Annotated in this window: 7 protein-coding genes and 1 pseudogene; 3 read left to right on the top strand and 5 right to left on the bottom strand. The window is 69.9% G+C overall.

From position 1 onward, the window contains the following. Positions 1–168 precede the first annotated feature (168 nt). The gene (locus tag ACFWEP_RS29795) at positions 169–999 is read left to right on the top strand and encodes a hypothetical protein (protein WP_387374649.1); all 831 of its coding nucleotides are present in this window, start codon (positions 169–171) and stop codon (positions 997–999) included. Between the two features lie 57 nt (positions 1,000–1,056). On the opposite strand, the gene ACFWEP_RS29790 is transcribed toward ACFWEP_RS29795, so the two are convergent. Together ACFWEP_RS29790 and ACFWEP_RS29785 are read right to left on the bottom strand one after the other, a co-directional pair. After that, entirely contained in the window at positions 1,057–1,389 is a 333-nt protein-coding gene (locus ACFWEP_RS29790) for a hypothetical protein (protein ID WP_387374647.1), read from the bottom strand. A gap of 202 nt (positions 1,390–1,591) precedes the next feature. Then, positions 1,592–2,026 carry a MarR family winged helix-turn-helix transcriptional regulator gene (locus ACFWEP_RS29785; RefSeq protein ID WP_387374646.1) on the bottom strand — a complete coding sequence of 145 codons (435 nt, stop codon included), beginning with the start codon at positions 2,024–2,026 and terminating at the stop codon, positions 1,592–1,594. 85 nt (positions 2,027–2,111) lie between these two features. Here ACFWEP_RS29785 and ACFWEP_RS29780 point away from each other — a divergent pair, with 85 nt between their 5' ends. Beyond that, positions 2,112–3,038: a zinc-binding alcohol dehydrogenase family protein gene (locus ACFWEP_RS29780; protein ID WP_387374644.1), complete on the top strand. Its 927-nt coding sequence runs from the start codon at positions 2,112–2,114 to the stop codon at positions 3,036–3,038. 2 nt (positions 3,039–3,040) lie between these two features. Here ACFWEP_RS29780 and ACFWEP_RS29775 read toward each other — a convergent pair whose 3' ends face one another. Together ACFWEP_RS29775 and ACFWEP_RS29770 are read right to left on the bottom strand one after the other, a co-directional pair. Beyond that, positions 3,041–3,649 carry a Fic family protein gene (locus ACFWEP_RS29775; protein WP_387374642.1) on the bottom strand — a complete coding sequence of 203 codons (609 nt, stop codon included), beginning with the start codon at positions 3,647–3,649 and terminating at the stop codon, positions 3,041–3,043. Further along, complete coding sequence (locus ACFWEP_RS29770; protein WP_387374640.1) at positions 3,636–4,427, bottom strand: hypothetical protein; 792 nt, start codon at positions 4,425–4,427, stop codon at positions 3,636–3,638. The genes ACFWEP_RS29775 and ACFWEP_RS29770 overlap by 14 nt, the downstream gene beginning before the upstream one ends. Before the next feature lie 303 nt (positions 4,428–4,730). Here ACFWEP_RS29770 and ACFWEP_RS29765 point away from each other — a divergent pair, with 303 nt between their 5' ends. Continuing rightward, positions 4,731–5,456 carry a dienelactone hydrolase family protein gene (locus tag ACFWEP_RS29765; RefSeq protein WP_387374638.1) on the top strand — a complete coding sequence of 242 codons (726 nt, stop codon included), beginning with the start codon at positions 4,731–4,733 and terminating at the stop codon, positions 5,454–5,456. A 782-nt stretch (positions 5,457–6,238) separates the two neighbouring features. On the opposite strand, the pseudogene ACFWEP_RS29760 reads toward ACFWEP_RS29765, so the two are convergent. Continuing rightward, positions 6,239–6,384 (bottom strand): annotated as a pseudogene (locus tag ACFWEP_RS29760) (LacI family transcriptional regulator); the annotation flags it as partial.

Below are 6,384 nucleotides of genomic sequence, written 5' to 3'. Positions count from 1 at the left end.
GACTCACCTCGGCGGCAGGGCTTTCGCCCGCTCGGCTCCGGAACGGGCGCGTCTGGCGGGGCGTACTCGGCCCGAGGCGACACGACAGAGACGGGGTGGGTAACCGCTCCTCCCCGTTTCGAGTAAATCCGATGGCACGGACGGCCTTCCGGCGGCGAGACTGCCCCGGTGAACGCCCTGCCGCCGGTGCCCGGCCCGCCCTCCATGCCCGTGCCGGACCCACGTGGCCGCAACATCGTCGGGGACTACGGCGGCATGCACGCCCTGGTCGCGGACCTGGTTCTGCCGCGCGGGGCGTCGATGTACGTCATGAGCGCGATGGAGACCTCCCGCGAACTCATCCGGCACTCCTACTACCGGATCGAGTTCGCCACCGTCGCCGTCACGCACTCCCTGTGCGCCCTGGAGCAGGTCCTCGCCGAGCGCTTGCCAGAAGGGGCGCCAGGCTCTGACGACTCGCTCCAGTACCTGATCCAGCGGGCGACCGATGCGGGGATCGTGACGGCCGGACTCGCCGCCGAACTCGACAGTGGTCGACTGCTGCGCGACCGACTCGCGCGGGGCGCCGCGTCAAGCGCCGCCCTCGGACAGGCCCAAGCGGTCGTCATGGTGCGTGCTGTCTTCCATGCCGTCTCCCTTCTCCTTCCCTCATCGCCCGCAGCAGAGGCCACAGCCGCCCCGGCAGGCGGCGCCCTGCCCGCCGGTGGACTCAACGGGCTGTGGGAGGAGCACCTGCGCGCACCGTTCCCCGACGGCTTCCGCGGCGTGGACCTCGCCGGCGTGGACCTGGTCCTCCTCGACGCCGACGTCGCCGGCCTCGTGGGAAGGGAACTGGAAGAAGGGCTCGACGGCAGGGGCGTCGCCTCCCTCTGGGGCTGTCTCGCGGACCTCGACAAGGTCGTGCCCCTGATCGACGAGGAGTACGGCGCCTCCTACTTCACGAGACTTCGGACGATGGCCGGGGTCGCGGCATCGCCCCACACTCCCACGGCGATCTGACAGCCGGGACGGAACACCGGCCCGGGTACGTTCCCACCACGAGCATCGCGAACGGCGTCACTCGATGACCTGTTCGTGTGCCGGTCCCGAGTCGTAGCGATCGAGGAACTCCTTCACCGGGAGGTCGAGCGTGTGCAGTTTGGAGAACACCTCGGTACCCACGCCCACCTCCTCCTCGCTGTCGGAGATCAGGTATGCCTGCACCATGCCGAGGACTTCGAGGTCGCCCGCCCCGGCGTATTCGGCCGACTCCCGCTCGGCCAGTTCGACGGCCTCGTGGGGGGACCGCGCCCGGAACAGCACGACGCGCTCTTCGTAGGGCTGGTTCTCCCAGGTCGGCCATCGGTAGAACGTCCTGACGCCGTACCACGCCTTCGGCTCTCGCTTCATTGTCGGTTCGCCATTCCCTCGTGCCGAGCGGTGACCGTCGCTGAGACGGGTCTTCGTCGCAACTGGTCTTCGATGCGGGCGACTTCTCCAGTATGGCAAGTACCGAGCCGGTGATCGGACGAACGACTTGGACGCGGTCGAGGGGCTGCCGACTCGTGGCCAGGACGTCGCCGATCGGCCACCGGTCGCACCTGATCATGCGTCACGTGGGTGACAGGGGAGGGGTGATGACGGGCTCCAGCAGCTGAGCGAGCTGTCGGCGCTGCCGTTCGTCGAGCCTGCCGGTCGCCGGAGCCAGTACGGCCCGGGCCTCTCGGTACATCTGCTCGGTGAGTTCGCGGCCGGCGTCCGTGATGAGGACGTCGATGGCGCGTTTGTCGGTGGGGTTGGGGGCGCGGGTCATCAGCCCGCGGCTCTCGGCGCGGGCGACGAGGCCCGACAGTGTCGACTTGTCCAGGCCCAGGAAGGCGGCGAGGTCGCTCATGCGGGGGCGTCGGTCGCGCAGGATGCCGAGCACGCGCAGCTGGGTGAGCGACAGGTCGTGCTCGGCGCCGATGCGGGTGAGGACTCCCATGATCTGGAACGCGCTGCGGACCAGGCCGTCCAGCAGGGCGTCCTCGGATTCGTCGATGGCCATGGGGAGAAGACTACTTGACATCGTTTGCATTACCAATCACTCTGGAATCGATTGGTAATGCAAACCAAATCGATGGGGGACCTCCATGCGTGCTGCGATCATCACCGCCCACGGCGCCTCGCCCGCCTACGGCGAACATCCCGAACCCGTCGCCCGGGGCGACCACCAGATGGTGGTCGAGGTCCTGGCGGCAGGACTGCACCACCTGACCCGCGCGAAGGCGAACGGCACCCACTACTCGGCCACCGGCGGCTTCCCGCTCGTACCCGGTGCCGACGGCGTGGTGCGTGATCCGCAGGGACGCCTTCGGTACGCGGCCCTGGAGGACGCCACCTCCGGTACGTTCGCCGAGCGCACCGTCATCGACGTCCGTCGCAGCGTGCTCCTGCCCGACGACGCCGACCCCGTACAGATCGCCGCCGCGATGAACCCGGGCATGTCCGCCTGGATCGCACTGCGCCGCCGCATCTCCTTCCCCGAAGGCCGGCGGGTCGCCATCCTCGGCGCCACCGGCAGTGCGGGACGGATGGCGGTCCAGATCGCCAAGCGGTTCGGCGCCACCCAGGTCGTCGCCGTGGGCCGCGACGCCGCGCGTCTCAAGGCGCTGCAAGGCCTCGGCGCGGACCAAGCGGTCACCTTCGAGGAGATCGAGGCGGCGGCCGACGTCGACGTCGTCCTCGACTTCGTGTGGGGCGCTCCCGCCGCCGGTGCGATGCTCCCCCTCCTGAAGGCCCGGGCCGACCGGAGTGTCCCGCTGACCTGGGTCCAGATCGGATCGATCGCCGGAGAATCCGCGCCGATTCCTTCCTCGGCGCTGCGCGCGGCACGGTTGCAGATCGTCGGCAGCGGCATCGGCTCCGTCTCGCCGCGCGACATCGTCGCCGAACTCCCCGAACTGGCCGCGGCAGTCGTCGAAGGCGGCCTCGATGTGCGTGCCCGCCCCGTGCCCCTCGCCGACGTCGCGCGGGCATGGGACGACCGGGGCGGCGAACGGCTCGTCTTCGTCCCGTAGCTTCAGTGTCGACGGCGGTTGAGTACCCCGATGAGCGTGGCGAGGTCGGCCGCACCGGCAGGGTCATCCGCGTAGCGAGTGGTCTGGAGGGGGCCGACCTCAGGAAGGACAATGTCCTCCCTGGCCAGCACATGGACCAAGGTCAACAGTGCGGCGCGGGCATTGCCATCGGTGAAGGGGTGGAAGAACGCCACATCGAGGTAGGCGCGCGCCGCGCGGGCCGCCAGCGGGACCTCCGGGTCGGTCGTCTCGTTCAGGCAGGAATCGAAGTCGGCCTGCGTGCGACGGGTCAGACCGTAGCGCTCGCGGCCGGCTTTCGCACAGGCGTCGCTCACGCGGAACGGTGCCCCTGTCACAGAGAGGACTTCGCACTGCCAACCGGCCAGGAGGGCGAAGTCCAACGGGGCTTGGCGTGCGGCATCTTCTCGGGCCAGGGTGTGCGCGGCGAGCAGACGTCCGGCGCGAATCGGGTCGCGTCGGCGCACCGGACCCTCGCACCACGACCGGAACCCGTCGCGGCCGGGCGGGATGCGCTGGAGGGCCGGTGCGCATTGCCAGTCGGCCTCACGGCGCACACGCAGCCAGGCCGAGAGGCTGTCAGTAGCGGTCATGGAACTCCTCCAGCGCCGCCCTCTCGCGATGGTCTTGGTACGGCATGTGCCCGGTGAGGCCGGCAGCCAGATCCTCGCCGACGGATTCGATCAGTGTCCGTTCCGGGGTGACCCAGCTCTCGAACCGGCCGCCGATCGCGTTCTCCACCGCTCGCGCGGCTTCGGCCCGGTCCATGCCGGTGCTGGTGAGGAACCAGCCCAGGACGATCGAGGTCTGGCCACGCCAGGCGTTGTCCGCGCCCGAGTCCAGCGCGTGGGTCACGAGCCGGACACAGGCCCGCTCCAGGTGCCAACTGCGATCCTCGGGTGAGGCGTCCGGCGGCGGGGCCAGTTCGGCGAAGCGCTGGGCCGTTCGCTCCAGCCACCCCCGCCACTCCAACAGCGCGGCCACGACGCGTTCTGCGGTCTCGTCGGGGGTCGTCACCGAGCTCGACCCGCTGACCCAGTTACCGATGGGTCCACCGTGGCGGTAGGACCAGCTCCATCCCCAGGCCCAGGCGCCGTACCGCTCCATGATGATCGCGTTCACCTGACTCTCGCACCAGCACTCTCCCTGCCACCTGCCGGCCACACCTGAGAGCACGGGCGGCACCCACTGGCGGACCAGCGAGCGGAGGTGCTCCCCCTCGTCCTCGTCCCAGGCGAACGGGTGGCGGGCAGGGTCGGATTCATCCCAGTTCCGAATGCCCTCGTAGGTAATGCGGGGCCCACGGTTGTCGGGGAAGGGCAGGGTGTCACGGTTGTACGTCAGGGCTGGCCACTCTTCGTCCGATGTCATCGACCCATCAGTCTCGTCTCAACACCCCTGGGACCGCGAACGGTTTTCCGACCGCGTCGGCATGCCCCTCATGTCGCCGGGGCCGTCTCGTCGCCGAGCACGCCAAGTGGTCGGCTCCGAAAGTCCTTCGGGGGTTGACTCCGGAACCTGCGTCGTGCGTGGTGCCGGGCCAGGTGTTGCCGTGGGAACGGGAGTTGTGACGGATCTTGCGAGCCACCGTGTATTTCGGAGGGACACCCGCGATGTTCTGCCAGCGGCGAATCCCGGCCCGATCGGACTCGACGATCACTACGGTCCAGTCTCATGACGACGATTACCACGCGCACGGTCCAGTACCCGGCCGACGGCCTGACGATGATCGGGCACCTCGCGCTCCCGGACGGTGTCGACCGTCGGCCCGCGGTGCTGGTAGGACCAGAGGGCACGGGCCTCAGCGACGTCGAGCGCCGACGGGCCGATGCTCTCGCCGAGCTGGGATACGTGGCGTTGGCCTTCGACCTCCACGGCGGACGCTACTTGGAAGACCCCGAGGAGATGATGGCCCGTTGCATGCCGCTGCTCGCCGACCCCGACCGGATGCGGGGCATCGGCCACGCGGCGCTCGACGTGTTGCGCGCCGAACCGCGGACCGACCCCGATCGGACAGCCGCCGTCGGCTACGGCACCGGAGGCGCCGTCGGGCTGGAACTCGGGCGTGACGGCGTCAGCCTGCGTGCGATCGCGACAGTCAACGGGCTGATCACGGGAAGGCCGGGCGAGGCAGCGCGCATTCGCTGCCCCGTGTGGGCCGGGGTCGGGTCGGAAGACCCGATCATGGCGCCCGCGCAGCGGGAGGCGTTCACCGCTGAGATGCAGGCCGCCGGCGTCGACTGGCGCCTCGCGGTCTACGGCGGCGCCCTTCACGCCTTTCACCACCCCTCGGTCGACCACACCGTGCGCCCCGGCGTCGGCTACCACCCACGGCACGCACAGCGAGCCTGGCGCGACATCGTCGACCTGCTCGCCGAGTGCCTGCCCGTTACGGAGTGATCTGGTCGGTCCAAGCTCGAACGCCCATTGGCCGCCGCGTTGCCTGGGCTCCACCACCAACGCGGGCCGGGAAGGCCGCGGCTTGCCAGTGATCGAACTTCCGCCGATCGGCTCGCCCGCCATGTCTCTCCGCACTGCCCGCTCGATAGCCCCGAGCGCCGCCGCACGCGCGCGGCTGAAAGCGATGGCCTACGGCCACCAGACCGAGCACCAACTGCGGGTGCGTGCACGGGTCGTGCTGCACGCCGCGCGCGGACGATCCGACGTGCGTATCGCCCAGGGCGTGTGTCGAAAGTGGCGCCGCCCGCCGAGAGCGGAGTGCCGCTATCGCGCTGGTCATGCCCGGAACTGGCCTACGAGGCCACCCAGCGGGGCCTCGCCGCGTTCGTGCCGGCGTCCACCGTGCGTCGCCGGCTGGCCGACGACGTGCTCAAACCCTGGCAGCACCGATCCTGGATCTTCATCACCGCCCGGACTTCCGGGCCGCATCCCAGAGTGTGCTGGACCTGTACGCCCGCATCCGGCAGGGCACCCCGCTCGACACCGACGAGTACGTCATCAGCTCCTCCTGGCTGAACCAGGTGGAGATCTACTTCTCCGTCGTCCAACGCAAGGTGGTCACCCAACGATTTCACCAACCTTGCCCGGGTCGAGGACCGACTCCGAGCTTCCGAAGACCGCTACAACGCCACAGCACAGCCGTTCCGAGGCAGCGCAGCAGCCAGTCGTCGTGACGACCGGCCTCGGTCGAGCGGTGTGCCGGGGGCTCACCGGCCGGGCGGTCACCAGACCCCCTCGCGCACCGCCGCTCCCTCGGTGCTCTCGCGCAGGACGAGACGGTGTGCCACGACGCGGTCCTGCGGGTGCGACGATCCGGGCCGGCCCGGATCGTCCGGTTCGGCCCCCGGACGCGTCGCCTCGTCGATGC

The sequence above is a fragment of the Streptomyces sp. NPDC060198 genome (assembly GCF_042728415.1).
Lineage (GTDB): Bacteria > Actinomycetota > Actinomycetes > Streptomycetales > Streptomycetaceae > Streptomyces.
Note: the sequence above shows the minus strand (reverse complement) of the source record. Positions and strands in the feature narration are given on the sequence as shown.